Source organism: Arthrobacter sp. NPDC058097 (genome assembly GCF_042884885.1).
GTDB lineage: Bacteria > Actinomycetota > Actinomycetes > Actinomycetales > Micrococcaceae > Arthrobacter.
In genome coordinates, this window is record NZ_JBHVSZ010000009.1 from 130,289 (window position 1) to 156,705 (window position 26,417).

The following is a 26,417-nucleotide window of genomic DNA, read 5'->3' on the forward strand; positions in this document are numbered from 1 at the left end:
CCTTCGCTAGGGCGGCAACAGCGCACCATTGACACCCTATGAACCGTCCCCTAGTATCTGAAAAGATTCGCCGATGAATCGATTCATTCGAAGGAGTACAGGCTATGGACGACTACGACGTCGGCCTCCACAGCAGCCCGAACACCGCAGCCAACACCATGCCTGTGCTGGAACTGCGGGATATCCATAAGTCTTTTGGCGCCGTTAAAGCCCTGCAAGGAGCGAACCTCAGCCTGCACAAGGGCCAGGTCACGGCACTGGTCGGTGAAAATGGCGCCGGCAAGTCCACCATGGTCAAGACCCTCGCCGGCCTGCACCAGCAGGACCGCGGGCAGGTCTTCCTGGACGGTGAAGAGGTCTCCTTCCGCGACCCGCTCCATGCCCGAGAGGCCGGAATCGCCGTGATCTACCAGGAGCCCACCATGTTCCCGGACCTGACGGTCGCGGAGAACATCTTCATGGGCCGCCAGCCGGTCCGCTCGCTAAGGCGCATCGACCGGAGAGCCATGCGCCAGCAGGCTCTTGAGCTCTTCCGTCAGCTCGGCGTGAAAATCGATCCCGACCGTGCAGCTCAGGGCCTCTCCATTGCCGACCAGCAGGTGGTGGAAATCGCCAAGGCCATCAGCCTCAACGCCCGGGTGCTCATCATGGATGAGCCAACGGCAGCGCTCAGCGGAGTGGAGGTCGACCGCCTGTTCGCGGTAACGCGCACCCTGCAGGAACGCGGCGCGGCGGTTCTGTTCATTTCGCACCGCTTCGAGGAAGTGTTTGCGCTGGCTGACTGGATCACCGTGATGCGTGACGGCGCGCACGTGGCAACGTCGCCCGCCGCCGACCTCGCCGTCAATGAGGTGATTCGGCAGATGGTCGGCCGCGACGTCGCCTCGCTCTTTCCCAAACAGGAAACTGTCATCGGTGAGGTCGCCCTTGATGTCAGGGGGCTCAGCCGAAAGGGCGTATTCTCTGACATCTCGTTCAATGTCAAGGCCGGCGAGATCGTAGGCCTGAGCGGCCTCGTCGGAGCGGGACGGTCTGAGGTTGCCCGGGCGATCTTCGGCATCGACAAGTACGACTCGGGCACGGTCCAGGTCCGCGGCAAGGCATTGAAACCCCTCTCTCCGCGCGACTCCATGGCAGCGGGCCTGGGCTTCGTCCCCGAAGACCGGCGCAAGCAGGGTCTGGTGATGGAGCTTAATGTGAGCCGCAACCTGACCCTTACGCTGCGCAGGAAACTGAGCCGCTTCGGGCTGCTGACCAACCAGGCGGAGGCCCAGTCAACCAAGGAATGGGCCAGGAAGCTGCAGATCAAGGCCGGTGCACCGACGTCGCCGATTTCCACGCTGTCCGGTGGCAATCAGCAAAAGGTTGTCCTCGGCAAATGGCTGGCCACCGGTCCCAAGGTCCTGATCATCGACGAGCCCACCCGCGGCATCGACGTCGGCACGAAATCCGAAGTTCACCGGCTCATCTCCGAGCTCGCCGGGACCGGCCTGGCCGTTCTGATGATTTCCTCGGAACTGCCGGAGATTCTGGGCATGTCCGACCGCGTCCTCGTCATGCACGAAGGCAGGATTACCGCCGAACTCAGCCGCAGCGAAGCGAGCGAGGAAACCGTGATGACGGCAGCCACCGGAGCTGATCCATCCACCCAGGAGACCCCAGCGTGACAACACTAGCCCTCAACCGCCAGCCCTCGACGGCCTGGCTGGGAACACTGACCCGTTCGCGCGAATTCAGCGTCTTCCTGGCCCTGGCGATCCTTGTCGCCGCAACCGTGGCAGCCAACCCGAGGTTCCTCAGCGCCCAAAGCACCAAGGACCTGCTCCTGAATTCCTCAATCCTGGTGATCCTCGCCGTCGGCCAGGCCGTCGTCATCGTCACCAAGAACGTGGACCTGTCCGTCGGATCCGTCCTGGGTCTGACAGCCTTCGCCACCGGCAAGATCTTCATCGCACTTCCCCAGCTTCCCGTCGTCGCCATGCTGGCCATTGGCATCGGTCTCGGCGTCATCCTCGGAGCCGTCAACGGGGCACTTATCGCGGTGGCCAAGGTCCCCTCGCTGGTGGTCACCCTCGGAACCCTGTACATCTTCCGCGGCGTCGATTTCGCCTGGGCACAGGGCCAGCAGATCAGCCCCTCGAATCTGTCCCCGTCCTTCCTGGACTTCGGCAGCGGAGCCGTCCTCGGTCTGCCCTACCTGGCCCTCATCGCCCTCGCCGTCGTCATTGCCTTCGGCCTCTACCTGCGCAACTACCGGTCAGGGCGCGAGTTCTACGCCATCGGCTCGGACGTCCTAGCCGCACGGCTGTACGGAATCGGCGTCGGACGGAAGGTCTTCGCCGCGTTCGCCATCTCCGGAGCCCTCGCCGGCCTGGCCGGCGTCATCTACGCAGCCAAGTACGGCAACCTCGACGCGACCGCGGGGCAGGGCCTCGAGCTAAACGTCGTAGCCGCAGCCGTCGTCGGCGGTGTCGCCATAGCCGGCGGCGTCGGCACTGTGTACGGGGCGGCCATTGGCGCCGTCCTCCTGACCACCATCACCTCGGCGCTGCCTGTCCTGGGAGTCTCGCCGTTCTGGCAGCGGGCCATGATTGGCGCCCTCATCCTGGCGTCCATTGCCCTCGACCGTTACCTGGCCCTGCGCACTGAGCGCCGCCTGAGAGGACACGACAAACATGCTGGCTGAAACAACACGGCCTGCGCCCGTGCGTGACGCTGCCCCGCGCCTTGGTTTTCTCCGCAGCTGGGACACCGCGATCATCGCCGCAGTCCTCCTCAGCATCGCCGTCGCCGCGGCAACGGTGGCGGGCTTCGCCTCACCGCGCAATACCGGATTCCTGCTCATCGACCTGATCCCCATCCTCCTGCTCGCCCTCCCCATGACCCTGATCATCCTCACCGGGGAAATCGACCTGTCAGTGGCCAGCGTTGCCGGATTTATCAGCTGCGTCTTCGGGGCACTGTGGAGCGCGGGCATGTCCCTGGAGCTCATTGTTCCCCTGTGCCTGGTCCTGGGCGCAGTCTCGGGCGCGGTCAACGGCGTCCTGGTTTCCGTGCTGGGGCTGCCCTCGCTCGCCGTCACGATCGGTACCCTGGCGCTGTACCGGGGGCTGGCGTTCGTGGTTCTCGGCGACCAGGCCGTCACCAGCTTCCCCCGGGCCATCACCAGTGGTCTGCAGGCCAAGATCGGCGCCACCGGCATCCCAGTATGGATTATCCCGGTGATCATCCTTGCCATCATCTTCGGGGTGGTCCTGCACTTCACCGGTTTCGGGCGGTCCCTGTTCGCCATCGGCTACAGCGAAGAGGCGGCGCGGTTCGCCGGCATCCGCGTGGCGCAAACCAAATTCTGGCTCTTCATCGTCTCCGGCGCGGTGGCGGCGCTGGTGGGTGTGTGGTGGACCCTGCGCTACGGCAGCGCCCGCGGCGACAACGCCACCGGCCTCGAGCTGTCAGTCATCGCCGCCGTCCTGCTCGGCGGGGTCTCAATCTTCGGCGGCAAAGGAAACCTTCCCGGCGTCATCGCCGGCGTGGTCCTCCTCGGGATCCTCCGCAACGCCCTCCAGCTGGCACGCGTCCCCGAGGACACGCTGTCCATGCTCACCGGCGGCCTGCTGATCCTGGCGGTAGTGGCACCGAATGCCATTGCCTGGAGCCGAACGCTGTCCCGCACCAAACAAAGCTCCTAGTCCTCCCTTTTCATGCAACAACAATGAAGTTCAGTTGAAAGGCAAATCAATGAAATTCCGTTCCAAGTCGGGCCCCCGTCAGGCTGCACCGGTCTTCATCACCCTCCTGACGGGCCTGACCCTGGCGCTCACAGCCTGCGGTGGCACCACGGTCAATTCAGGTTCCACCGGTGGAGGGGGCGGGTCCAGTGCGTCCGCCTCCGCCAATCCGGACGCGCCCCTGAAGGAGGGCCTGAAGGTTGCATTCCTGCCAAAGCAGCTGAACAACTCCTACTTCACCGTCACCGACCGTGGCGGCAAGACGGCCGTTGAAGAGTTCAAGGGCTCATTCTCCGAAGTCGGGCCGTCGGAGGCCAGCGCTTCCAGCCAGGTCAGCTACATCAACACGCTCACCCAACAGGGTGCGGACGTCATCGCGACCTCCGCCAACGATCCGAAGGCCATCTGCTCGGCCCTCGACGAGGCACGCAACGGTGGGGCCAAGGTGGTCACTTTCGACTCGGACACTGACCCGGAATGCCGTGACATCTACATCAACCAGGCAACGGCCGAAGGCATCGCGTCCACCCAGGTCAAGCTGATCTCCGAAGCCATCGGAGCCGACGGCGGCGACATCGCCATCCTGTCGGCCACGGCCAACGCCACCAACCAGAACGCCTGGATCGCGCTCATGAAGAAGGAACTGGAAAAGCCCGAATACTCCAAGCTGAAGCTCGTGGCCACCGTTTATGGCGATGACAACGCCCAGAAGTCGCAGCAGGAAGTCCAGGCCCTCCTGCAGCAGCACCCCACACTCAAGGGCATCATCTCCCCGACCACCGTCGGTGTGGCCGCCGCTGCCCAGTACCTGGCCGGCTCCGAGTACAAGGGGAAGGTCCAGCTCACCGGCCTAGGCTTCCCCAGCCAGCTTAAGGAATTCGTCAAGAACGGCACCATGAAGTCGTTCGCGCTCTGGGATGTCGAGAAGCTCGGCTACCTCACCGCCTACGCCGGCGCAGCCCTCGCCTCCGGCCAGATCACCGGAGCCGAAGGCGAGAAGTTCAAGGCCGGCGACATGGGCGAATTCGAAGTCGGAGCCAACGGCGTCGTCCTGCTCGGCGACCCGACAGTGTTCACCGGGGACAACGTCGACAAGTTCAACTTCTAGTTCACGCCCGCGGTCCGAAGGGCCGCTCTGACCCTCAGGCCGGGGCCAATCACCAAGGTCCCGGCCTAAACCCTGGAACGATGCACATTCTTTTAGCTTTGGCACATCGGCAGAAAGGAGATAGCAAGGCATGACGCCCGGGCCAGCAGCTTGTAAGCGCATCTGTGCGCTAGGCGGCAAGCATGCAGAGGTGCAGCAGCAGGGTCAAGTACGCGTGCAGGTGGTATCGCTTTTACTAGGGCACCTGGTGCTGCACCCACACGGGCCCCTTCATTGCACCCGGCGCATCGGCGGTGCCAGCGGTACTTTGCCGTACGACCAGTTCGGGCGTGAATACGACGGCGCGGTGCCTCGGGTGCTGGGGGTCCAGTTCCTCGGTCAGGAGTTCAATGGCGGTCCTGCCGATTGCGTCCGTGGGCTGGCGGATGGAGGAGAGCGGCACCACGGCGGACACCGCGAAGTCGATATCGTCGTAGCCGATCAGGGCCACGTCATCAGGAATGCGCACGCCGTTGATCATGGTCAGCGACTGCATGACGCCAAGGGCCAGCAGGTCGTTGGCGCAGAAGATGCCGTCCGGCATGTCTTTGGCGCCGCGCTCCACGAGGCTGTTGCCCACGCCGCGTCCGGCGAGCACGGACTGGCCGTCGGAATCGAGCACGTCCAGCGCTGCGCCGTCCACCTCGGCCACGGCGCGGCGGGCCCCTTCGAGGCGGTCGGCTACCTGGCGGATGGTCAGTGGCCCGCCCACGAATGCCAGTTTCCGGCGCCCGAGATCGAGGAGGTGCCGGGCGGCAAGGTACCCGCCGGCGTCGTCATCCACGGAGACGGAGCTGAAGCGGTCCTCGTCGGCCAGCCGGTCCACGAGGACCGTGGGAACGCCGCGCTGCCGCAGCGCATCGAGCCGGTCGGCGATGTCCCCCACGGGAGAGATGAGCAGGCCCTGGACCCGCTGTTCCTGGAAGAGGTCGATGTAGTGCGATTCCCGCTTTGCGTCGTGGCCGCTGTCCCCCAGCAGCACGGCGCTGCCCTTCCGGGCCGCCGCGTCCTCGGCGGCCCGGACCAGCGAGGTGAAGAACGGGTTGCCGACGTCCAGGACCACGACGCCGATGGTGCGGCTGTGCCCGGCGCGCAGCTGCCGGGCGGCGTCGTTTCGGATGAACCCGAGTTCGTCGATGGCCTTCAGCACCCTGTCCCTGGTGCGGGTGGAGACGCGGTCGGGATTGTTGAGGACGTTGGAGACCGTTCCCACCGCAACCTGCGCATGGTTGGCGACGTCCTTGATGCTGGCTGTCCGCGGCATTTTGCTGGATCCTTCCACCAATCTGTCTCTGCAGGTGTAATGCTTGACACCCGTCCTCGATCAAGAGTACTTTGAAACGTAGCAATGAAACGATTCAACAAGATTTGCAACCGTTTCGCTTGTTAATTCCGTCGCACAATTGCAAAGCCGCTATAGGAGTACAGCATGAGGGTGTGTTTCCGCTCATCGATCAAGCCGGAGCTGATCGACGAATACAAGCGGCGCCACGGCGCCGTCTGGCCGGAGATGCTGGCCGCGCTCAAGGCAGCGGGCTGGAACAACTACTCACTCTTCCTCTCCCGGGACGGGCTGCTGGTGGGCTACGTGGAATGCGACGACTTCGACAAACTCCGGGCCCGGATGGCACTGACTGACGTCAATGCCCGCTGGCAGGCGGAAATGGCGTCTCTGTTTGAAAACTCCGGCCAGGCACCCGACGAAGGTTTCCAGGTCCTGGAGGAAGTATTCAACCTGGACAGCCAGCTCGCGGACGCGGGAACCACCGGTTCCTGAAGCGAACAACCAGCGGCTCCAGCAGCGGGGCGGCAATCAGATCACAGCAGAACAAGACACCGGAAAGAACCATCATGAATGACGTAGCAATGGCGCTGGGCAGGCTCGGGGAGCTTGCCATCGAGGTCCCTTCGTGGGCCTATGGCAATTCAGGCACGCGGTTCAAGGTGTTCGGCACCCCGGGCACGCCGCGGACGGTCCAGGAGAAACTGGCGGATGCCGCCAAGGTCCACGAGCTCACCGGCCTGGCGCCCACCGTGGCGCTGCACATCCCCTGGGACAGGGTGGACGACTACGCCGCTCTGAAGGAGTACGCGGCCGGCTTGGGGGTGGGGCTGGGCACGATCAACTCGAACACGTTCCAGGATGACGAGTACAAGTTCGGCTCGCTGACGTCCTCGGATGACGCCGTCCGGCGGCGCGCGATCGACCACCACTTTGAGTGCATCGAGATCATGCATGCCACCGGGTCTCGGGACCTGAAGATCTGGCTCGCGGACGGCACCAACTACCCGGGCCAGGACGACATGCGCGGCCGCCAGGACCGCCTGGCCGAGTCCCTGCAGGAGATTTACGCCCGCCTGGGTGAGGACCAGCGTCTGGTGCTGGAGTACAAGTTCTTCGAGCCGGCTTTTTACCACACGGACGTTCCGGACTGGGGCACCTCCTACGCTCAGACCTTGGCCCTGGGCGAGAAGGCGTTTGTCTGCCTGGACACCGGCCACCACGCCCCCGGCACCAACATCGAGTTCATCGTCATGCAGCTGCTGCGGCTGGGGAAGCTGGGGTCCTTCGACTTCAACTCCCGCTTCTACGCCGACGACGACCTGATCGTGGGCGCCGCGGACCCGTTCCAGCTCTTCCGCATCATGCACGAGGTGATCCGCGGCGGCGGGTTCGGCAATTCGTCAGGTAAAGAGTCCGGTGTCGCGTTGATGCTGGACCAGTGCCACAACCTGGAGGAGAAGATCCCGGGCCAGATCCGCTCGGTCCTGAACGTGCAGGAGATGACCGCCCGGGCCCTGCTGGTGGACACGGTTGCTTTGGCCGAGGCGCAGCGGGCCGGGGACGTGTTGGCCGCCAACGCCGTGTTCAACGACGCTTTCTACACCGACGTCCGGCCGGTCCTGGCCGAGTGGCGTGAATCCCGCGGCCTGCCCGCGGACCCGATGGCCGCCTACAAGGCCAGCGGCTACCAGAAGAAGATCAACGAGGACCGCGCAGGCGGCCAGCAAGCCGGATGGGGCGCGTAAGCATGACTATGCAGATCACAGAGAACAAGACCATTGAAGAGCTGATCGCCCGTTCCAACCGGCTGGGCGCGGACAAGCGCAACACCAACTTCGCCGGCGGCAACACCTCCGCCAAGGGTACCGAGAAGGACCCCGTCACCGGCGAGGACGTCGAACTCCTGTGGGTGAAGGGCTCCGGTGGTGACCTCGGTACCCTGAAGGCCCAGAACCTTGCGGTGTTGCGGCTGGACCGGCTGCAGGCGCTGAAGAACGTCTACCCGGGCGTTGAGCGTGAGGACGAGATGGTGGCCGCGTTTGATTACTGCCTGCACGGCAAGGGCGGGGCCGCACCGTCGATCGACACCGCGATGCACGGGCTCGTGGATGCGGCGCATGTGGACCACCTGCACCCGGACTCGGGCATCGCGATCGCGACGGCGGCGGACGGCGAGGCGCTCACTACCAAGATTTTCGGCGACAAGGTGGTGTGGGTGCCGTGGCGCCGGCCGGGGTTCCAGCTGGGCCTGGACATCGCCGCGATCAAGGACGCCAACCCGCAGGCCGTCGGCACCATCCTGGGCGGGCACGGCATCACCGCCTGGGGCGCCACGTCCGAAGAAGCCGAGCAGAACTCGCTCTGGATCATCGACCAGGCCGAAAAGTACATCGCGCAGAACGGCAAGGCCGAACCCTTCGGCGCCAAGCTGCCCGGCTACGCCCCGCTGCCCGAAGCCGAACGCAAGGCGAAGGCCGCAGCGCTGGCGCCGGTGATCCGCGGCCTGGCCTCCGCGGACAAGCCGCAGGTGGGGCACTTCAGCGACGATCCCGCCGTGCTGGAATTCCTCGAGGCCGCCGGGCACCCGCGCCTGGGCGCGCTGGGGACCTCGTGCCCGGACCACTTCCTGCGCACCAAGGTCAAGCCGCTGATCCTGGACCTGCCCGCGGACGCCTCCATCGAAGAATCCGTGGCCAGGCTGAAGGAACTCCACGCCGAATACCGCGTGGATTACCAGGCCTACTACGACCGGCACGCGGACGACGCAAGCCCCGCGCTGCGCGGCGCCGACCCCGCGATCGTGCTGGTCCCGGGGGTTGGCATGTTCTCCTACGGCAAGGACAAGCAGACCGCCCGCGTGGCCGGGGAGTTCTACCTGAACGCGATCAACGTGATGCGCGGCGCCGAGGCGATCTCCACCTACGCCCCGATCGACGAGGCCGAGAAGTTCCGGATCGAGTACTGGGCGCTGGAGGAAGCCAAGCTCGCCCGGATGCCCAAGCCCAAGTCCCACGCCACCCGCATCGCCCTGGTCACCGGCGCCGCGTCGGGCATCGGCAAAGCCATCGCCACCCGCCTCGCCGCGGAGGGCGCCTGCGTGGTCATCGCCGACCTGAACCTCGAAAACGCCCAAAAAGTCGCCGAGGAACTCGGCGGCCCGGACGTCGCCGTCGGCGTCCAGGCCGACGTCACCGACGAAGCCCAGGTCGCCGCCGCGATCGATGCGGCGGTGCTGGCCTTCGGCGGCCTGGACCTCATCGTGAACAACGCCGGCCTGTCCATCTCCAAGCCGCTGCTGGAAACCACCGAGAAGGACTGGGACCTCCAGCACAACGTCATGGCCAAGGGCTCCTTCCTGGTGGCCAAGGCCGCCGCGAAGGCCATGATCAACCAGGGCCTGGGCGGGGACATCATCTACATCTCCTCCAAGAACTCCGTCTTCGCCGGACCCAACAACATCGCCTACTCCGCCACCAAAGCCGACCAGGCCCACCAGGTCCGCCTCCTCGCCGCGGAACTGGGCGAGCACGGGATCCGCGTCAACGGCATCAACCCCGACGGCGTGGTCCGCGGCTCCGGGATCTTCGCCGGCGGCTGGGGCGCCAAACGCGCCGCCGTCTACGGCGTGGACGAGGAAAAACTGGGCGAGTACTACGCCCAGCGCACCCTGCTCAAGCGCGAGGTCCTGCCCGAACACGTCGCCAACGCCGCGGCCGTGCTCACCAGCAACGAACTCTCCCACACCACCGGCCTGCACATCCCCGTGGACGCCGGCGTGGCCGCAGCCTTCCTCCGATGAGCGAAGCAATAAATGGCGTCGACGGCGGCAGGGTGTTCGCCGCCGTCGACATCGGCGCCTCCTCCGGGCGCGTGATGCTGGGGCGTGTTTCGCCCCAAGGCGTTTCGCTGGAGACCGTCCACCGTTTCCCGAATGGCGTGGTGGAGATCGACGGCGGGCTCCGCTGGGATTTCGACGGACTCCTCCGCGAGGTCCTTGAGGGGCTCAGCGCCGCCGCAACGGTCGCAGCGATGCAGGGTGAGCGGATGGCCAGCATCGGCATAGACACCTGGGCTGTGGACTACGGACTGGTCAACGCCGCAGGCGAGCTCACGGCCCAGCCATTCAGCTATCGAGATGACCGCAGCCGCGCCGCCGTCGAACCCGTGCACGGCAGCCTCGACCCCGAGCGCCTCTACGCCACCACGGGGCTGCAGTTTCTGCAGTTCAACACCATCTACCAGCTCGCCACCGAGACGGACCTGGACGGACTGCAGGCACTGCTCATCCCGGACCTGATCGCGTTCCTGCTTACCGGCGTCCGCCGGACCGAAGCCACCAACGCCTCCACCACCGGGCTGTTCGACGCCGTTGCGGGCGAGTGGGCCACAGAGTTCTTCAAACCACTGGGCCTGCGGAAGGACCTGTTCCCGCCGCTGATCCAGCCGGGCGAGGCCTACGGCACGCTCCTGCCGGAGATTGCCGCGCAGGTGGACATGCCGCCGGACACCCAGGTAGTGGCCGTGGGCTCGCACGACACGGCTTCCGCCATCGCGGCCGTCCCCGCCCAGGCCGAGGACTTCGCCTACGTTTCCTCCGGCACCTGGTCGCTGGTGGGGCTGGAACTGAAGCACCCGGTCCTCACCGAAGCCAGCCGTGCAGCCAACTTCACGAACGAACGGGGCGTGGACGGCACCATCCGCTACCTCCGCAACATGGGCGGCCTCTGGCTGCTCAGCGAATGCCAGCGGACGTGGGCGGCGGGAGGGTTCCAGCCGGAACTGACCGCCCTGCTCGCCGCCGCTGCAGCCCTGCCGGCCGGCGGACCGCAGATCAACCCCGACGATCCGTACTTCATCGCCCCGGACAACATGCCGGACCGCATCCGTGCCGCGGTGCGCCGCACCGGCGACGTGCTGCCGGACGATCCCGCCGCCATCACCCGCTGCATCATGGACAGCCTGGCGACCGGCTACGCGCGGACCCTGGCCGACGCCGAGCGGCTGGCCGACAGGTCCGTGGACGTGCTGCACGTGGTGGGTGGTGGTTCGCAGAATGGCCTGCTGTGCCAGCTGACCGCCGACGCCACGCGCCGTCCCGTTATCGCCGGGCCCGTCGAGGCTACGGCGCTGGGTAACGTGCTGATCCAGGCACGGGCCGCCGGCGCGGTGGCCGGCAGCCTGCCGGAACTGCGCAGGATCATCGGCGCCGGAACCAGCCTCCGCCGCTACGAGCCTGCGGACCAGGCAGCCAACACCATCTCCGCCACCAGAAATTGAGCTTATGAGAATCGCATTGTTTGCCACCTGCATTGTGGATGGCATGTATCCGCGAGCGGCGCAGGCCACCGTGGAGGTCCTGGAACGGTTGGGCCACGAGGTGGTCTTCCCAAAGGGCCAGGCCTGCTGCGGGCAGATGCATGTCAACAGCGGCTACTTCAAGGAGGCCGTGCCCGTGGTGGCCAATCACGTCCGCGCGTTCGAGTCGGAGGACTACGAGGTTGCCGTGGCACCGTCGGGGTCGTGTGTGGCGTCGGTGAAGCACCAGCACCCGATGGTGGCCCGACGCGCAGACGACGCCGGGCTCGAGGAGCGGGCAACCGCCGTCGGGAAGAAAACCTACGAGCTGTCCGAGCTGCTGGTGGACGTCCTGGGCGTCACCAATCCGGCCGAACAGCTGGGCTCCTACTTCCCGCACACTGTGACGTACCACCCGTCCTGCCACGGGATGCGGCTGCTGAAGCTCGGCGACCGGCAGGCGGTCCTGCTGCGCGGGGTGAAGGGCCTGGAGCTGGTGGACCTGCCGGAGGCGGACCAGTGCTGCGGTTTCGGTGGAACGTTCTCGGTGAAGAACGCCGATGTGTCCTCGGCGATGCTGGCCGACAAGACCGCGAACATCGGTGCCACGGGCGCTTCGGTCTGTGCCGGGGGTGACTATTCCTGCCTGATGCACATCGGCGGGGGCCTGTCCCGGCAGGACTCAAGCGTGGCCACCCTGCACTTGGCGGAAATCCTCGCCAGCACCGAAGCCAGCCCGGCAGTCGTCCCGGGCACGGAAGGTCAACCCGTGAAAGTGGTGGTCAAGTAATGTCCCGCACCGCACTTGGCATGCCGGGCCTGCGGCCCGGCTCCGGAAACCTGTTCGCGGAGGAGAAGTTCCCGTCCGCCGCGCGCCGGGAGCTTGGCAACGGCCAGCTCCGGAAGAACCTGAAGCACGCCACGTCCACCATCCGGTCCAAGCGCCTGGCCGTCACCGGGGAGCTGCCGGACTGGGAGGACCTGCGCGAGGCCGGCAGTGCCCTGAAAACCTCGGTGATGGCCCGACTGCCCGAACTCCTGGAAGCCTTTGAGGCCAACGTCACCGCCCGCGGCGGGATCGTGCATTGGGCCCGCGACGCGGACGAGGCCAACCGGATCATCCACGACCTGGTTAAGGCCGAGGGCGTGGAAGAGGTGGTCAAGGTCAAGTCGATGGCCACCCAGGAAATCGGCATGAACGAGTACCTGGAGGGGCACGGCATCGCCGCCTACGAAACCGACCTGGCCGAACTCATCGTCCAGCTCGGCCATGACAAGCCCAGCCACATCCTGGTCCCGGCCATCCACAAGAACCGCAGCGAGGTCCGGGACATATTCCTGCAGGAAATGCCCGACGTCGACCCGGACCTGACGGACGAACCGCGCCGCCTGGCGATGGCCGCCCGAGCGCACCTGCGCGCCAAATTCCTCACCGCCAAGGTTGCGATCTCCGGGGCGAACTTCGGCATCGCCGACTCCGGGACCCTGGGCGTGGTGGAATCCGAGGGCAACGGCCGGATGTGCCTGACGCTGCCCGAAACCCTCATCACCGTGATGGGCATCGAGAAGCTGCTGCCCACGTTCTCCGACCTCGAGGTGTTCCTGCAGCTGCTGCCGCGCTCCTCCACGGGGGAACGGATGAACCCTTACACCTCGCTGTGGACCGGCGTCACGGAGGGTGACGGGCCGTCCAACTTCCACGTGGTCCTGCTGGACAACGGGCGCACCAACGCCCTGGCCGACGAGATGGGCCGGGCAGCCCTGCACTGCATCCGCTGCAGCGCCTGCATCAACGTCTGCCCCGTGTACGAACGCACCGGCGGGCACGCCTACGGCTCCACCTACCCCGGGCCCATCGGCGCGATCCTCTCGCCGCTGATGACCAGCGTCGAGGCCGAGGAAAACGGGTCCCTGCCCTACGCTTCGTCCCTGTGCGGGGCCTGCTACGACGCCTGCCCGGTGAAGATCAATATCCCCGACATCCTGGTCCACCTGCGCGGCAAGGACGTCGACGCCCACCGCGGCGGCCTCCCGACCCAGATGGACGTCGGCCTCAAAGCCGCGTCCTGGGCGCTGTCCGACGGCCGCCGCCTCGGTGCCGTCGAAAAGCTGCTGCCGCTGGGCCGCGCGGCCGCAGGCAAGGACAAGAAAATCACAAAGCTGCCCGGCATCGCCGCCGGCTGGACCCAAAGCCGGGACGTCCCCGCGCCGCCGTCCCAGTCCTTCCGCGACTGGTGGGCCAAGGAGCACAAAGAACAATGAGTACCCGCGAGCACATCCTCGCCGCCGTCCGGACCGCCCTCAACGACGCCCCCGCCGTCCCGGACATCCCGCGCACCTACCGGTTGGACGGGGACCTTGACGGCCAGAGACGCATCGACATCCTCGTCGACCGGCTCGAGGACTACAAAGCCGGCGTCACCGTCGTCGACGCCGCCGACGTCCCGGCCACCGTCCAGGCCCTCCTCGCCGGCGCCGCCACCTACGTCATCCCCGCCGGCCTGGACCCCGCCTGGGTCGCCTGGGAAACCGACACCACCCGCATCAAGCACGACGGCGCCAGCCACGGGGCACTAACCGTCACCGAGCTCGACGCAACAGACGCCGTCATCACCGGCTCCGCCGTGACCGTCGCCGAATCCGGGACCATCATCCTGGACGGCAGCCCCAACCAGGGCCGCCGCGCCATCTCCCTGATCCCGGACCACCACATCTGCGTCGTCCACAGCAACGACATCACCCAAATCCTGCCCGAAGCCCTCCGCCGCCTCGAGAGCACCCGGCCCCTCACCATGATCAGCGGACCCAGCGCCACCTCCGACATCGAACTCGAACGCGTCGAAGGCGTCCACGGCCCCCGCCAACTCGACGTCATCATCACCACCTGACCACCGCAGGCGGAACACGCCGCCTCCGCTTCGACAGCGCATGACCCCGTGCGCCCTCCGCTTTGAAACGTATCAACATAAGGCAAACTGCTCCGCACCAATGGCGCCGCAGAGAAAGAACCGCACATGACCAACTCCTCCATCGGCGGCTGGAAAGCCACAGTTGCCGTTTCCATGTCCAACTACATCGAGGCCGGTTCGATCATCGCCCTGGCCACGAGCCTGACCCTGTGGCAGGAACACTTCGGCTTCAGCAACCTCGTGGTCGGCCTGATCGCCGCCCTCAGCGCCAACGCCTTCGGCGCCGCCATCGGCGCGATGATCGGCGGTCCGCTGGGCGACCGGTACGGGCGCAAGTTCATTTACACGTACGACCTCATCCTTTACATGGCCGGCACAGCCCTGGTGATCTTCGCCGTCGCGCCCTGGATGCTCGTGGTGGGCGTGATCCTCACGGGCATCGCGGTCGGAGCCGGCGTGCCCGTCGCCTGGACCTACATCGCCGAGGAAGCGCCGTCCGAACAGCGGGCCCGGCACGTGGGCACCGCCCAGTTCGCGTGGTCACTCGCGCCGGCGCTAGTCTTCCTCCTGGCAACCCTCGTGGTTCCGCTGGGTCTGCTGGGCAGCCGCCTGGTCTTCGCCCACCTCTTCGTCATCGCCTTCATCACCTGGTGGATCCGCCGCCGCCTCTCCGAGTCGCAGACCTGGAAAAAGGCCAATGAGGAGCGCCGGCTGGAGGAAGCCGCGGGCATCAAACGGCGCAACTACCGCGAGCTGCTGACCAACGCCACCAACCTCAAGGCCATCTTCTTCCTCGTAGGCGTCTACGCCCTCTGGAACCTCGTGGCCGGCCAGATGGGCATCTTCATGCCCCGCGTCTACGAGACGTCCGGCGTCGAGTCCTCCACCGAACAGAACCTGCTGCAGGTGCTGCTGTGGACCCTCACCGTCCTGGCCACCTACTTCGGCTTCATGAAGTACGGCGACCGGATGGACCGCCGCGTGCTCTACGGAATCGGAGCCATCCTGGGCATCGCCGCCTGGGTTCTGCTCGTCTTTGTCCACGTCACCACACCCGTATTGATCCTCTTCGCCGCGCTCTGGGGCATCTCAGCCGGCATCGGCGCCCAGGCGTTTTACGCCCTTTGGGCAGCAGAAATGTTTGCCACCCGTTACCGGGCCAGCGCCCAGGGCGTACTGTTCTTCGTGGCCCGCATCGTCGTCGGACTCCTGAGCTACTGGTTCCCCACGCTGCTCGCCGAGCGGGGTGTGCCGTTCGTCGGCCTGATCATGATCGGCGCCCTGGTGGCCGCCCTGCTCATCGGTGTCATCTGGGCCCCCGACACCCGGGGCAAGAGTCTGGAACAGATTGAGCAGGAACGGTACGGCGAGCCCGCTCACTCATCGGGAAACCGCGCTACCGTCTAATCCCGCAAACAACGAGGTCCCGACCCGAGGCCGCAACCTTCGGGTCGGGGCCTTGGCGTCCGCGCCCAGAACGCGAGAACAGCCGCATCTCGCTCAAGCGTCCCAGCGCCGCCGCTCAAAACCGCTCCCCTCGCTTCGACCTCAAGTTAATTCCCTCGGGCCCCAGAACGTCAAACTCAGCAGCCTCAACAACTTCTTGTAGGACTGACGTACACCCCAGCCTGACGTCAGGGATCCCTGACAAGGCGCCGGACCGGTAATGAGTTGCTGCGCGTTCTGGAGTCGAAGGGCACCGGACTTGGCCATACCGTTGACGAGATTCACGCCGTCGACCGGACGGAGATCTCGCAACTGGCAGCCGATGTCCAGCACTTCATCCGCGATGGGCTGCCCATCGGCCTGATCTTCGCCGGCCTGCCCTCAGCCGTGTCCGATCTCCTCAACGAAGGCGTCGCAACCTTCCTCCGGCGGGCCGACAGGATCAATCTTCACTAAGCAGCCATCGCCGAAGTCACCACCTCGTACAGCCAACTTGTTCAGCCACGGAGGCATCACCATCTCCCACGACCTCATCAGCGAAGCGGCAGAGGCAACCGAGGGACACCCGTTCCTGATCCAACTGGTCGGCTACTACCTCTGGCTCGAAGCCGACAAAGCAGGATGGACGCTGGAAAGGCCAGCGTCCAACGCCATCGCCACAGCTCAACGCCGCAACACCCTGGTCGTCGTCGAATCGGCCCTCTCGGACATCTCCGACAGAGACCGTCAGTTCCTCGACGCCATGGCCACCCAGGATCGCCCCTCGGCCTCAGGGCAGATCGGGGCCGTCCTTAAGGCCAAACCCAACGTCGTGTCCAAATACCGTAACCGGCTCATCGCCGCAGGACCCATGGAGTCCGCAGGCTACGGAAAAGTCGACTTCGCAATCCCGGGACTCCGCCAATAAAGCGACAGAATTGCTCATCGTCCCCTAAGCGGTCGGAGTGCTCCAGATGAGATTGGCGGGCAGGCGGTGGTTCAAAGCCTCGCTCCTCGCTGCCCAGCGCGATCAATGGCGTCCACCGATGTACACCTGAGATACTTGGCAGCTACCTGACGAAATCGCCATTGTCGGTGTTGAAAGTCGAAAAATTTCCCGCGTGGAGAGTGCGTTGCGGCTGAGGGCGGCTCGTCGGACTTTGTTCAGCGTTCACATCCAGCATTGATTGCCCTGCGACTACGTAGTTGCGTCGCTACTGCTCGGAGCTCTCCCGTTCCGCGCGGGTCCATACAGATGCGGCCAGTGGCTGTTGGCGCTCCTCCAGGAGATGTCCGACGAGCCCGATGGCGCGGGCCATGACACCCAGGCCGCGGGCAACGTCCCAGGGCAGTCCGAGTACGGTTGAGATGGCGCCGATGGCTCCTGTTACGTTTACCGGTAGTAGCCAGCCGCGGCGCTCTGATGAGATCCGCGAAAGTTCTTCCATGAGCCGGATGGGAGTGTCGTCGAATCCCTGTTCACGTGTGATGGCAAAGAGCTTCTGAGCTCGTGGGTCGACTGGCTTGTGGACGGGGTGTCCAAGACCGGGGATCGGTTGGCCGTCTGAAGCGAAGTCGTCCGCGATCCTTTCGGCTAGGGCCTGGATGCCGCGGTCGTCGAGGCGGCCGGCATCTGCGGGGATGTATGTCTGGCAGATTCGTGCGGCACCCTCGATGGTTCCGACGAAGGTGTTGCCGAGGCCAAGGAGTCCGGCCGCGACGGCGCCCTGTAAGGATTCTGGCGCGCCGAGGGCTGTGAGTCGGGCGGTGAGGGCGCTGGGGGTTAGGCCGTGCTCCACGAGTGCGACCACTATGGCGTTGAATAGAACGGACTCAGATTTGTCGGGAAGCCGCCGGAACAGCTCCAGGTAGGCGAAGTCGCCCAGGGAGACGGTACCGAGCATGTCAACGAGGTCCAGTCCGTGCACGTGGACTGTGGAGGGTGTTGCGCGGGCGATGTCCGATCGGACAGGGGACCCTCCGCGTGTGTGGGCCGGCATTTAGTGAACCTCATTTTGTAGGAGCCGTTCCGGGGCGTTCCGCAGCGGCTGGGTGGAAGGGTGTTCTGCAAGGAGTGCTGTTGCCTGGTCCCGCAGCTGGTCGCGGCGGATCTTGTCGCCGTTGGCGCTAGGTGTCGATGGGTAGGAGTTCACCATGACGACGCGCTTAGGCACCTTGAAGCTCGCCATGCGCTCGGTGCAGTATTCCAGTACGCGTTCAGGGGTTATATCGGATCCGGCTTCAGCAATCACGAAGGCGACTCCGAGATCATCGCCGGAACGGGTGTCCCGTACGCCCACAACCTGGGCCTGCCGGATGCCGTCCAGCTCTTCGAGCGTCGTTTCAACGTCAGACGGGGAAACGGAGTAGCCTCCGAGTCGGAGTGTGTCGTTAGCACGGGCAAGGTAGGTGAAAGTGCAATCATCTATCAATCGGGCGCTGTCCCCCGTGCGGAACCAGCCGTCCGGGGTTCGACTTGCAACGGTTGCGGCATCGTTGTGCAGATATCGGGAAAACACGCTTGGGCCGGAAAACTGCAGTTCGCCCACGGAGCCTATCGGCAGCACAGCCCCGCTTTCCGGGTCTGTCACCCGAACCAGGGTGTCCGGGCCGGTGACGCGTCCGCCGGGGTTCGCGCGGACGGCAGTGTCCGCGCCGTATTCGCTGATCGCCGCGAAAGCAAAGACCTCGCTGGATCCGTAAACGTTCATAGCGGTAATACCGCGTCCGGTGGCGGCATCGATGATGTCCTCGATAGCAAGTCCTGCGGTGACGATGCGGTTCAGGGCGCCCAGATCGGCTGGCCCGGCAGCCTCGAGGAGCTCCCGCACGGATCCTTCCGCCGCGACCAGGAAGTCCGAAGGGTGGGATTCCAGAGCGGTGAGAACACGTTCGCGCTTGAAGATCGGCAGCATCGTGGCCGGCTGACCGGCCAGGAGCCCCGCCATGAAGGGTACGAAACCGAAGGTTCCCGACAGTGACAGGACAACGAGCTGGCTGGAGTCCGGGCTGAAGCGCATCCTGTCGGCCACTGCGTCCATGTGCGTAAGGACGGTCTGGTGTGTGTGGATGGCAAGTTTGGGCGCCGACGTTGTCCCGGAGGTGCCGAAGACGATGAGCGGGTCTGCGGGTTCGCCGGCTGCGGGGGGAATGGGTGCGGCGTTGGCCGAAAGATCCCGGCCAGGGTGTCGTTGCCACCGTGCCGGGGTTGCCTCGATGTCGCCGCTGACAATAACAATGTCTTTCAGCGGGACGGCATCGTCGCCTTCAAAGGCCGCTACTTCCGCTAGCCTGTCGGTGAAGTTCACGCCTTCGAAGTCTGTAGCGGTGACGAGTACGCGGGCCCCGCTGAGTCGAAGCAGATGTCCGATTTCCTGCGAACGGTATCGGGTATTAAGGGGAACGAGCAGCGCGCCAAGCTGCGCCGCGGCGAAGAACAGATCTATCCATTCCTGGCAGTTTGGCAACAAGGTGGCCACGCTGTCACCTCGCCGTACACCCAGCGATGCCAGGAAGGCAGCAGACCGGCTAGCGCGTTCGGCCAGTTCTCCATAGGTGGTGCAGTGCCCGCCCCCGACAGCGCTGAGGTCGACGACGGCGGGGGCGTCGGGGCGGGTAGCGGCGAGGGATGAGAGACGCTCGTGAAGCGTGGCGGGTGCTTGAGTATTCAGTGACATCATCGTTTCTTCTACTCTGTGGGACGGCCGGCGGGCCGTGATTCAACTTTTGTTGGCTGTGGTGCCAGGTCGGCGTGGTGAGGATGCGGCGGTTTCGAGCGTTGGTAAGGAAGCAGCGTCCTGAACCATGGCAAGGGCCAGTTGGGCGTATCGGTTTGCGACTTCGTCGCCCGTCAGGCTGCCATCCGGGCGGTACCACTGCGCTACTCCCCCGCACATGGTCAAGATGGCCCGCGTGGCTTCTCGGGGGAAAGGCGTGATGAACGTGCCCGACGCCGTTCCGGTCGTGATGATCCCCTGGAGCATTTCATCGATGCGGTCCCGTGCAACGACGAGTCGCCGGCGGTGTTCTGCATCCAGGTAGCGCAACTCTGTTTGGGCTACCAGCGCTTCGGCGGGGTGGGCAACGACATACTCCACGTAGGCGCGGACACCTGCCCTGAGCTGGTCCGCGGGATGGTTTCCCGCGCCGGATATCGCCCACTCCGTATGGGCGAGGTGGTTGTAGTTCGCCGTTTTAAGGATCTGTACCAGGAGGTCCTGTTTGGATGGGGCGTAGTTGTACAGATTGGAAAGCGCCATGCCGGCGCGCTGGGCAATTGTGCGCATCGAGGCACCCCCGAAACCAAATTCCGCGAAGGAGCCGATGGCGGCTTCGAACAGTGACTCTCGGGCAGGCGACATACGCTGAAGTGAACGATCGTTCATGGTGGACAACTCTGACATGGCCTAGGAGACGTGTCAATAGACTTCTTAGCGGTCAAGGAAATCGGGTGAGGACTCGACCTATTCCACGATCACGCAAATAGTTCCAGGCCGTTGACAGTGCCGCCTCATGCGGATAACGTTTTTGAGCATGAACGATCGTTCATGTGATGGACTGCACTTCTAGGATGATGCGGCGCCAACCGATCGTGGCTTATTTCTTTCCCTTTGATGCAGAAGGACCTTTTTTCGTGACCTTCCAGACTCCGCTGACGACGCCCGCCCCCGCCGGCCTCAGCACATCGCTATACCTTGAGGATTTCTTTCCGGGTCAGCGGTTCTTCAGTGAGCCGTTTGTCCTAACCGACGATGATTTGGTCCGCTTCGCCGACGTTTCCGAAGACCGGCACCCGGTCCACACGCCAGGGAGCGGCACTGCCGCCGAACTCATGGGGCATGGTCCGTTCGGGACAGCCCGATATTTCGGTTCTGTTTTTGCTTCGGGCATCCTGGCTGAGACGCTCATCGCCGGGCTCGACACGCACTGGTACTACCGGCACCCGCTGCGGGTCGGAGCCCAACTTCACTACGAGACGCTGGTGACCGGCTGGCGCAGAACCTCCGACCCGTCCCGAGGCATCGTTCACCGTTCCATCAGAATGCTCGACAGCGACGGGCTCGTCGTTCAGGAAGGAACCGCGGCCGTGTTGGTGAAAGCGGCCAATGCCCTGACAACGGAGGACCCGTCGTGGGCCCTGCCACTGGGGCTTCCGTGGGCGGCGGCGGTCGTCGCGGAACTTGAAGATTCCTCTGCTTTTCACGACGCGATGCAACTCTTTGACGGCACCATAGGCTTGGCCAGCGAAGCCGCAGATGTCCAGCTAAGGGTTTACAAGGGCCAGGTCATCGACATCGCCAAGCGCACCCCGCGCGGTCCAACTTTTACGCTCCGTGGAGAGGCGCGCTCGTGGTGTGAACTCCTCACTGGTGAACGCAACGACTTCATCGTGCGCGCCAACCGGGGCGAGTTCGACGTCAGCGGCGACGCCTACACCTATCTCCAGTTGACCAAGGCCCTGCATCTCATCATTGACGCCGGCCGTGCAGTGACGTTCAAAGGAGTTCAGTGATGACCCGGCAGACGCCTAGTTCCGCAGAATACCTGGACATTGACGAACGTCCCGGATTCGTCGCCACGTTCGGACAGGGCCGGCCGATTGTGTGTATCCACACGGCTGGACAATCCGGCCTGCAGTGGCGTGATGCCATTGAGGGCCTCGTCGCTGAGGGCTACCAGGTGGTTGTCCCCGACCTGCCCGGCCACGGGCATTCGGAGGAACCGGTCAGCGGCCCGGTGACCGACCTCGGATACTACGGTGACTGGATCATTCGTCTTATCGAGATCCTCGAACTGGACCAGCCTTACGTTGTGGGCTGCTCGATCGGGGGAAAAATCGCGCTGGACATTGCAGTCAAGTATTCCGCCCGGCTCTCCGGGGTGATCGCCATGGCCGCCGATGCACAAAACGACGGACAAAATGAACGCTCGCTCCGTCGCAACCTGGAAGACACGGTTTCCCCGTCTCGTACGGACCGCACCTATTACGGCACACTGGCTGCTTGCGGCTCGGCTGTGCCCGAGGAACTTCGGCAACGGATTGCGGCAAGGCACCGGCGCGAAGACCCGCAGGTCGCCCTCTCCGACCTCATCGGTTGGGCCAGGCACGACGTCGGGTCCAAACTTTCGGCCATTGTCTGCCCTACCCGGCTGGTGGTTGGCGGAGATGACTTCTGGCTCGATCCCGAAAGTGTTGAGCGAACCGCTGCCGGGATCCCAGGCGCGCGGTACTCGATCCTGCCGGGGATTGGTCACTACCCCATGGAAGAGCTTCCTGACATTGCACAACGACTGTCCGAGTGGCTTCTTGATCTGACCGTCGATGGAACCTCCACCGACAGCGCAGATGTTTCCCGCATATCTGACAGCGCATGCTGACCCCGTCTCCCCAACAACCCCTTTTCAAGGCAAGTAACCCGGAGGTTCAACGATGAACACCACAGACAACATTCGCGAGGATCTGCCACCGGCCGAACGCTCCCGGGCCCGCCGGGCCGTTCGCGGGGCCTCGATTGGCTTCGCCATCGACTGCTACGACATCTACCTGCCGGTCATCGCCCTGGCCCCGGCAATCGCCTACTTCATTCCAAAGCATCTGGATGCCGGTTCGATGGCTCTCGTCAACGGCCTGGTGTTCGCCGCGACCCTGCTCGGCCGGCCCCTGGGCTCCGTCCTGTTCGGCAACATCGCAGACCGCCTCGGACGTAAAAAGGCCACCGTGTGGGCAATGTTCGGCTCGGCTGTCGGGACTGCACTGGTGATCGCATTGCCAGGTTTCCAATCCGTCGGATTCGCCGCGATCGTCCTGCTTGTCCTGATGCGGTTCCTCACCGGAATCTTCCTGGGCGGGCAGTACACCGGGGCTGTCCCGCTGGCCATGGAGTCTGCCCCCAGGCACAAACGCGGCCTCTACGGCGGCCTGATCAGCATGGGCTTCCCGATCGCTTTTTGTGTCGTTTCGGCCATCACGGCCGCCCAAATTTCCGCGACGGTACTCCCGGACGGATCGAATCCGGCCTACATCGAATGGGGCTGGCGGATCCCGGTCGCGATCGGAGCGGTCGCTACCTTCGCCTTCACCTTCTACTACATGAAGTCCGTCGACGAGTCGCCGGCCTTCACCGCTGTGGCCGCAGCAAGAAAAGCCACCAGCGCCAAATCGACGGGAGCAGGACCTCTGCGCCAACTGTTTTCCGGTCAGAACGCGCGTAACCTGCGCCAGGTGTTCATCCTGATGACCGGTGTCTGGATCCTGTCGAACGCGACCAGCGCATCCTTTCCCGGCACGTTCCGCGGCCTGGAAGGCATGACACCTGGGCGGGCGACAATGATCATCGTTTTCTACCAAATCGCCCTGATCGTGCTGTATCCCCTCGCCGGTGCGCTTAGCCAGAAAATCGGCCGGCGCCGGTTCCTTGCCATCAACGGGCTCACCGGAGCAACGATCGCCCCGTTGACCTACGGGCTGCTCGTCAGCAACGTTGTCACTACCGACGTCGGCTACACCGTACTGGCAATCATTCTTGTCGCGACGTCGATCTGTGCCTTCGGCTGCACCGGCTCGTACCTCTCCGAAAGATTTCCCGCCAGCATCCGCTCCACCGGCTACGGAGTGGCCTACAGCGTGGCAGTGATCCTGCCCGCGTTCTACGCCATCTACGAGTCCGGCCTGGCCACCATCATCCCCTCGCCCTACGGCACGATCGTGCTGTACGTCCTCGGCGGTGTGCTCCTGCTTACCGGGGCGCTTCTGGGCCCGGAGACCCGCGGGACCAATCTGCGTCAGCCGGCCGGGCAGGCCAACGGAACCACTGCCGGGACGCTCCCGGCCACCGGTACCGTCGTGGAGGAGCTCCGATGATTACAGCCCAGGCAGTGTCCCCCGGGTTGATCACAGACCGCCAGTACATCGGCGGCCAGTGGCTGGAGTCCGCCGGCGGGGTCATGCAGTCCATCGACCCGGCAACCGAGGAAGTCTGGGCGCAGGTCCCCGACGGCACTGCAGCGGACGTCGACCTGGCAGTTGCCGCCGCACGCGATGCCCTGAACGGGCCATGGAAACGCATGACTGCTACCGACCGCGGGGACCGCATCCGCCGGTTGGGAGACCTGCTGGACGAACACGCCGCACGCCTGGGCGAGCTCGAAACCCGCGACAACGGCAAAGTCTGGTCGGAGACGACCAATGAGGTGCGCCGTGCGGCGAAATGGTTGCGGTATTACGCCGGAGCAGCCGACAAGATTGAAGGCTCCGTAGTGCCGTTCAAGACCGACGCGCACGCTTTCACCCGCTACGAACCCGTCGGGGTGGTCGCAGCGATAACGCCATGGAACTCTCCGATCAGCCTTTACAGCTGGAAGCTTGGCCCCGCTCTTGCCGCCGGAAACACTGTGGTTCTCAAACCGGCCGAGACCACATCCGTCTCGGCGTTCGCCTTCGCGCAACTCGTCCGTGAGGCCGGCATACCGGACGGAGTCGTCAACATCGTCTCCGGCCGCGGCTCCGTCGTCGGATCGGCCCTCTCCGGTCACCCCGGGGTCGACAAAGTGACCTTTACCGGGTCCTACCCCACCGCCCAGGCCATCATGAGGGCGGCCGCCAGCGGCTTGAAGCGGGTTTCGTTTGAGTGCGGAGGCAAGAGCCCGCACATCATCTTCGACGACGCAGACCTCGAACGCGCAGCCATCGTGGCAACCCACAGCGCATTCCGTTCAACCGGGCAATCCTGTTCCCTCGGATCACGGCTCCTGGTTCAGGAAACCATTTACGAGGACTTTCTGGCCGAAATCGTCAGCCGGGCCTCTCGGATCCGCGTCGGCATGCCCCTGGAGGCCGGAACACACATCGGCCCCCACAGCTCCGCCGAACAACTCGAAAAAACACTGGACTACATCCGCATCGGAAAGGAAGACGGCGGCACGGTAGTAGCCGGCGGCGGACCCGTCGCGGCCTTCGACCGCGGATTCTTCGTTCAACCGACCGTCTTCACAGGACTCGATAATGAGTCCCGGCTGGCCCGTGAAGAAGTGTTCGGGCCCGTACTCACCGTGCTTCCATTCCGCACCGAGGAGGAAGCGCTTCAACTGGCCAACGACACGACCTACGGTCTGGTCGCCGGGCTCTGGACACGGGACGTCGGACGGGCCCACCGGCTGTCCGCGGAACTCCAAGCCGGACTCGTCTCCGTGAACACCTTCCGCCCTACGCACTGGACGCTGCCCTACGGCGGCTACAAGCAAAGCGGCCTGGGACGCGAAAACGGCCAGGCTGTGCTCCGCGAATACCTCGAGGTCAAGAGCGTCGTCGTCGACTACTCCTCCACGCCGCCGGAAGACCCCTTTGCCCACTGAGCGCAGCCTAACCATTGAAGGAAACACCATGACAACCGCCACTGATACGCCGGCCTCCGGCCCGCAGACCGGCTCACGGGATGTCACCACCGCAGCCGTGTTCCGGGGTGTCGAAGTGGGACTTTCCATTGAACAGGTCACCCTCGAACCGCTGCTTCCGTCCGAAGTAAGACTCCGAATCGCCGCCTGCGGGGCCTGCCACAGCGACGTTCACAAGCTTCGCGGACACGGCCTGGTTCCGGCTCCAAACGTCTTCGGACACGAAATCTCCGGGGTAGTGACTGCCGTGGGCGGCGATGTGAAGGCGATTGCCGTCGGCGACCGCGTTGTCTGCTCCTTCCTCGTTCCCTGCGGAAGCTGCGCCGCCTGCCGCCGCGGCGACGAAGACGAATGCGGACCGTTCCGAAGCCACATGCAAAATGCCGGTACACGATTCAATGGCAGCCCGCGAATGCGCACACTGGATGGCCAGCCGCTCCGAACCTCAGGAGTTGGCGGCCTCGCACGCGAAATCACCCTCCCCGCCACCGCTGTCTTCCCCCTCCCAGCGGCATGGCCGACCTCCGTCCCCCTTAGCGACGCGGCAGTACTTGGCTGCGCAGGACTCACCGCATACGGCGCCGTCCACGAGGCAGCCAAGCTGCAGCCTGGCGAATCAGTTCTCGTCCTCGGCGGCGGGGGCGTCGGGCTCTGCACCGCTGCGCTGTCCCGGCATGCCGGTGCTCGCCATGTCGTCGGGACCGACATGAAGCCAGAAGCCAGAGAAGCCCTCATTGCCTTCGGAGCATCCGCAGCCATCGCGCCCAATGCCGCTGACTTCACCGAACAGACCGAGGCCGCATTCGACGGCCGCCGTCCCGACGTCGTCTTTGACACCATCGGCGTACCCGAGACGCTCCGCCAGGCAATGGCGCACGTGGCCGTTGGAGGCAGGGTTGTCGTCACAGGCCTCGGCGGAACCAACGGTCCCGCTGCCATTGACGACCTGACGGTCTTTGTCCGGCGGAAGATTTCCCTCATCGGCTCCTACGCCGCCGTTCCCTCGCGCGACATGCCCAGACTGCTGGAGGACGTCGCCGCCGGCGCGCTCAACCCATCCCAGCTCGTATCCGCCCGCTACCAGTTCACCCAGGCCGCCAAGGCCTACGAGGACGTGGCCGCAGGACGCGTCACCGGCCGCGCCCTGATTCTTGGTTCCTGACCTCCCCTATCCAAGTGGGCACCGGTCCGACAGCGGCAACCGGAGCCCCTTTGACAACACCCCAGCCCCACCCTAA

At 64.9% G+C, this 26,417-nt stretch carries 23 protein-coding genes; 19 read left to right on the top strand and 4 right to left on the bottom strand.

The window, feature by feature from the left end:
• Window positions 1-104: 104 nt before the first annotated feature.
• Genes ACFVTE_RS16515 through rhaS form a run of 4 tightly spaced genes read left to right on the top strand, consistent with a single transcriptional unit; the run spans window position 105 to window position 4,836 of the window.
• The gene (locus ACFVTE_RS16515) at window positions 105-1,667 is read left to right on the top strand and encodes a sugar ABC transporter ATP-binding protein (protein WP_387102132.1); all 1,563 of its coding nucleotides are present in this window, start codon (window positions 105-107) and stop codon (window positions 1,665-1,667) included.
• Window positions 1,664-2,686 (top strand): ABC transporter permease, encoded by a 1,023-nt coding sequence (locus ACFVTE_RS16520; protein ID WP_387102134.1) that lies wholly within the window; start codon window positions 1,664-1,666, stop codon window positions 2,684-2,686. The genes ACFVTE_RS16515 and ACFVTE_RS16520 overlap by 4 nt, the downstream gene beginning before the upstream one ends.
• Window positions 2,676-3,689, top strand: coding sequence for an ABC transporter permease (locus tag ACFVTE_RS16525; RefSeq protein WP_387102136.1), 1,014 nt, complete (start codon window positions 2,676-2,678; stop codon window positions 3,687-3,689). Before ACFVTE_RS16520 ends, ACFVTE_RS16525 begins: the two co-directional genes overlap by 11 nt.
• 49 nt (window positions 3,690-3,738) lie before the next feature.
• The gene (rhaS, locus tag ACFVTE_RS16530) at window positions 3,739-4,836 is read left to right on the top strand and encodes a rhamnose ABC transporter substrate-binding protein (protein WP_387102137.1); all 1,098 of its coding nucleotides are present in this window, start codon (window positions 3,739-3,741) and stop codon (window positions 4,834-4,836) included.
• A gap of 235 nt (window positions 4,837-5,071) precedes the next feature.
• On the opposite strand, the gene ACFVTE_RS16535 is transcribed toward rhaS, so the two are convergent.
• A complete protein-coding gene (locus ACFVTE_RS16535) occupies window positions 5,072-6,139 on the bottom strand; it encodes a LacI family DNA-binding transcriptional regulator (protein ID WP_387102139.1) in 1,068 nt (355 codons plus the stop codon).
• Window positions 6,140-6,304: 165 nt separating this feature from the next.
• Between ACFVTE_RS16535 and ACFVTE_RS16540 the strand changes: the two genes are divergently transcribed.
• The 10 genes from ACFVTE_RS16540 to ACFVTE_RS16585 all read left to right on the top strand — a co-directional run bounded on the left by ACFVTE_RS16540 (window position 6,305) and on the right by ACFVTE_RS16585 (window position 16,717).
• A complete protein-coding gene (locus ACFVTE_RS16540) occupies window positions 6,305-6,652 on the top strand; it encodes an L-rhamnose mutarotase (RefSeq protein WP_387102141.1) in 348 nt (115 codons plus the stop codon).
• 74 nt (window positions 6,653-6,726) lie between these two features.
• The gene (gene rhaI / locus ACFVTE_RS16545; protein WP_387102142.1) at window positions 6,727-7,905 is read left to right on the top strand and encodes an L-rhamnose isomerase; all 1,179 of its coding nucleotides are present in this window, start codon (window positions 6,727-6,729) and stop codon (window positions 7,903-7,905) included.
• Window positions 7,893-9,959, top strand: coding sequence for a bifunctional aldolase/short-chain dehydrogenase (locus ACFVTE_RS16550; RefSeq protein WP_387102144.1), 2,067 nt, complete (start codon window positions 7,893-7,895; stop codon window positions 9,957-9,959). The genes rhaI and ACFVTE_RS16550 overlap by 13 nt, the downstream gene beginning before the upstream one ends.
• Window positions 9,956-11,437 carry a rhamnulokinase family protein gene (locus ACFVTE_RS16555; RefSeq protein WP_387102146.1) on the top strand — a complete coding sequence of 494 codons (1,482 nt, stop codon included), beginning with the start codon at window positions 9,956-9,958 and terminating at the stop codon, window positions 11,435-11,437. Before ACFVTE_RS16550 ends, ACFVTE_RS16555 begins: the two co-directional genes overlap by 4 nt.
• A 4-nt stretch (window positions 11,438-11,441) precedes the next feature.
• Window positions 11,442-12,245: a (Fe-S)-binding protein gene (locus ACFVTE_RS16560; RefSeq protein ID WP_387102148.1), complete on the top strand. Its 804-nt coding sequence runs from the start codon at window positions 11,442-11,444 to the stop codon at window positions 12,243-12,245.
• Window positions 12,245-13,717 (top strand): LutB/LldF family L-lactate oxidation iron-sulfur protein, encoded by a 1,473-nt coding sequence (locus ACFVTE_RS16565; protein WP_387102150.1) that lies wholly within the window; start codon window positions 12,245-12,247, stop codon window positions 13,715-13,717. The genes ACFVTE_RS16560 and ACFVTE_RS16565 overlap by 1 nt, the downstream gene beginning before the upstream one ends.
• Complete coding sequence (locus ACFVTE_RS16570) at window positions 13,714-14,343, top strand: lactate utilization protein C (protein WP_387102152.1); 630 nt, start codon at window positions 13,714-13,716, stop codon at window positions 14,341-14,343. The genes ACFVTE_RS16565 and ACFVTE_RS16570 overlap by 4 nt, the downstream gene beginning before the upstream one ends.
• A gap of 126 nt (window positions 14,344-14,469) precedes the next feature.
• Window positions 14,470-15,771, top strand: a complete 1,302-nt coding sequence (locus tag ACFVTE_RS16575) for an MFS transporter (protein ID WP_387102153.1) — start codon at window positions 14,470-14,472, stop codon at window positions 15,769-15,771.
• A 264-nt stretch (window positions 15,772-16,035) separates the two neighbouring features.
• The gene (locus ACFVTE_RS16580) at window positions 16,036-16,266 is read left to right on the top strand and encodes a hypothetical protein (RefSeq protein WP_387102155.1); all 231 of its coding nucleotides are present in this window, start codon (window positions 16,036-16,038) and stop codon (window positions 16,264-16,266) included.
• Between the two features lie 37 nt (window positions 16,267-16,303).
• The gene (locus tag ACFVTE_RS16585; protein WP_387102157.1) at window positions 16,304-16,717 is read left to right on the top strand and encodes a hypothetical protein; all 414 of its coding nucleotides are present in this window, start codon (window positions 16,304-16,306) and stop codon (window positions 16,715-16,717) included.
• 286 nt (window positions 16,718-17,003) lie between these two features.
• Here ACFVTE_RS16585 and ACFVTE_RS16590 read toward each other — a convergent pair whose 3' ends face one another.
• From ACFVTE_RS16590 to ACFVTE_RS16600, 3 genes are read right to left on the bottom strand one after another with little or no spacing between them, the layout of a single operon-like run.
• On the bottom strand, window positions 17,004-17,789 hold the full coding sequence (locus ACFVTE_RS16590) for a citryl-CoA lyase (RefSeq protein WP_387102159.1): 786 nt from the start codon (window positions 17,787-17,789) through the stop codon (window positions 17,004-17,006).
• Window positions 17,790-19,469: an AMP-binding protein gene (locus ACFVTE_RS16595; RefSeq protein ID WP_387102160.1), complete on the bottom strand. Its 1,680-nt coding sequence runs from the start codon at window positions 19,467-19,469 to the stop codon at window positions 17,790-17,792.
• Between the two features lie 39 nt (window positions 19,470-19,508).
• Window positions 19,509-20,174, bottom strand: coding sequence for a TetR family transcriptional regulator (locus ACFVTE_RS16600; protein WP_387102162.1), 666 nt, complete (start codon window positions 20,172-20,174; stop codon window positions 19,509-19,511).
• Window positions 20,175-20,422: 248 nt separating this feature from the next.
• Between ACFVTE_RS16600 and ACFVTE_RS16605 the strand changes: the two genes are divergently transcribed.
• From ACFVTE_RS16605 to ACFVTE_RS16625, 5 genes are read left to right on the top strand one after another with little or no spacing between them, the layout of a single operon-like run.
• The gene (locus ACFVTE_RS16605; RefSeq protein ID WP_387102163.1) at window positions 20,423-21,301 is read left to right on the top strand and encodes a MaoC family dehydratase; all 879 of its coding nucleotides are present in this window, start codon (window positions 20,423-20,425) and stop codon (window positions 21,299-21,301) included.
• Window positions 21,301-22,167, top strand: a complete 867-nt coding sequence (locus tag ACFVTE_RS16610; protein WP_387102165.1) for an alpha/beta fold hydrolase — start codon at window positions 21,301-21,303, stop codon at window positions 22,165-22,167. The genes ACFVTE_RS16605 and ACFVTE_RS16610 overlap by 1 nt, the downstream gene beginning before the upstream one ends.
• Window positions 22,168-22,219: 52 nt before the next feature.
• Window positions 22,220-23,650 (top strand): MFS transporter, encoded by a 1,431-nt coding sequence (locus ACFVTE_RS16615; protein ID WP_387102167.1) that lies wholly within the window; start codon window positions 22,220-22,222, stop codon window positions 23,648-23,650.
• On the top strand, window positions 23,647-25,140 hold the full coding sequence (locus ACFVTE_RS16620; protein ID WP_387102169.1) for an aldehyde dehydrogenase: 1,494 nt from the start codon (window positions 23,647-23,649) through the stop codon (window positions 25,138-25,140). The genes ACFVTE_RS16615 and ACFVTE_RS16620 overlap by 4 nt, the downstream gene beginning before the upstream one ends.
• A 28-nt stretch (window positions 25,141-25,168) precedes the next feature.
• Window positions 25,169-26,341 carry a zinc-binding dehydrogenase gene (locus tag ACFVTE_RS16625; RefSeq protein WP_387102171.1) on the top strand — a complete coding sequence of 391 codons (1,173 nt, stop codon included), beginning with the start codon at window positions 25,169-25,171 and terminating at the stop codon, window positions 26,339-26,341.
• Window positions 26,342-26,417 lie beyond the last annotated feature (76 nt).